This window comes from Micromonospora sp. NPDC002717 (genome assembly GCF_040295705.1).
Classification (GTDB): domain Bacteria; phylum Actinomycetota; class Actinomycetes; order Mycobacteriales; family Micromonosporaceae; genus Micromonospora.
Window position 1 is genome coordinate 1 of the sequence record NZ_JBEOVW010000086.1, and the last position, 1823, is coordinate 1823.

General features: G+C 62.9%; 1 protein-coding gene. It reads right to left on the reverse strand.

All coding sequences use genetic code 11. The features are described 5' to 3' along the window. Positions 1–427: 427 nt before the first annotated feature. Positions 428–1663 (reverse strand): acyl-CoA dehydrogenase family protein, encoded by a 1236-nt coding sequence (locus ABT006_RS34935; protein ID WP_350712744.1) that lies wholly within the window; start codon positions 1661–1663, stop codon positions 428–430. Positions 1664–1823: the final 160 nt, after the last annotated feature.

Below are 1823 nucleotides of genomic sequence, written 5' to 3' on the forward strand. Positions count from 1 at the left end.
ACCCTAATCAAGTTTTTTGGGGTCGAGGTGCCGTAAAGCACTAAATCGGAACCCTAAAGGGAGCCCCCGATTTAGAGCTTGACGGGGAAAGCCGGCGAACGTGGCGAGAAAGGAAGGGAAGAAAGCGAAAGGAGCGGGCGCTAGGGCGCTGGCAAGTGTAGCGGTCACGCTGCGCGTAACCACCACACCCGCCGCGCTTAATGCGCCGCTACAGGGCGCGTCCCATTCGCCAATCCGGATATAGTTCCTCCTTTCAGCAAAAAACCCCTCAAGACCCGTTTAGAGGCCCCAAGGGGTTATGCTAGTTATTGCTCAGCGGTGGCAGCAGCCTAGGTTAATTAAGCTGCGCTAGTAGACGAGTCCATGTGCTGGCGTTCAAATTTCGCAGCAGCGGTTTCTTTACCAGACTCGAGTACTTACTTAAATGTCATTCCTGCTTCCTCACGGTCGCCGATGTCAGCCCCAGCGAGCGCCCCACGATCTCCTGCATGATCTCCGAGGTGCCGCCGAAGATCCGCTCAATGCGGTTGTCGCGCCAGATGCGCGCGATCTCGTACTCGTTGATGTATCCGTATCCGCCGAACAGCTGGACGCAGCGGTCGATGATCTGCCAGGCGGTCTCGGTGGTCCAGTACTTCGCCGCGGCGGCGTCGACCGCCGTGAGATGGCCCTCGACGAGCGCCATGATGCAGCCGTCGACATAGGTGCGTGCCGCGTCGAGCTTGGCCCGCATGTCGGCCAGCGCGAAGCGGTTGGCCTGGAAGGTGCCGATGGGCTGCCCGAACGCCGTGCGGGTCTTGGCGTACTCCAGCGCCAGCTCGAAGGCGCGCTGTGCGCCGCCCAGCGCGCTCACCGCGATGGCGATCCGCTCGGTGGGCAGGTTCTCCATCATGTACGCGAAGCCGCGGCCCTCCGCGCCGAGGAGGTTCGCCGCCGGCACCCGTACGTCGTGGAAGAAGAGCTCCGCGGTGTCCTGCGCCTTGAGGCCGACCTTGTCCAGCCGGCGGCCGCGCTCGAAGCCGGGCATCCCGCGCTCGACGACCAGCAGGCTGATGCCCTTGTGGCGGGCGTCCGGGTCGGTCTTGCAGGCGACGATCACGAAGTCGGCGAGGATGCCGTTGGTGATGAAGGTCTTCTGGCCGCTGAGCACATAGTGGTCGCCCTCGCGGCGGGCGGTGGTGCGCATCGCCGCCAGGTCCGACCCGGCGTCCGGCTCGGACAGGGCCAGTGCGCAGATGGTCCGCCCGGAGACGATCCCGGGGAGCCAGCGGTGTTGCTGCTCCCCGGTGAGGTGCGACAGGTAGGAGGGCAGGACGTCGTTCTGGAGCCCGAGGCCGATGCCCACCGTGCCGGTGGCCGCCATCTCCTCGGCCATGATGGCGTTGTAGCGGAAGTCGCGGATGCCCTGTCCGCCGAACTCCTCGGGGAATTCCCACCCGATGAGACCGGCCGCACCGGCCGCGCTCCAGGCCTCGCGGCTGACGATTCCGGCCTGCTCCCATTCCTCCGCGTGGGGCACGCACTCCCTGAGGTAGTAGGCACGGGCGGTCTCCCGGAACTGCTCGTGCTCGGGGGTGAAGAGCGTGCGCCTCATCGACTGGAAATAGAGGTTTTCGTCCCCCGGATCCTGGCTGTGGTGATGATGGTGATGGCTGCTGCCCATGGTATATCTCCTTATTAAAGTTAAACAAAATTATTTCTACAGGGGAATTGTTATCCGCTCACAATTCCCCTATAGTGAGTCGTATTAATTTCCTAATGCAGGAGTCGCATAAGGGAGAGCGTCGAGATCCCGGACACCATCGAATGGCGCAAAACCTTTC

Bases quoted from the DNA above. Each gene is read 5' to 3' on its own strand.
- ABT006_RS34935 (WP_350712744.1), bottom strand. From the start codon at position 1,663: ATGGGCAGCAGCCATCACCATCATCACCACAGCCAGGATCCGGGGGAC.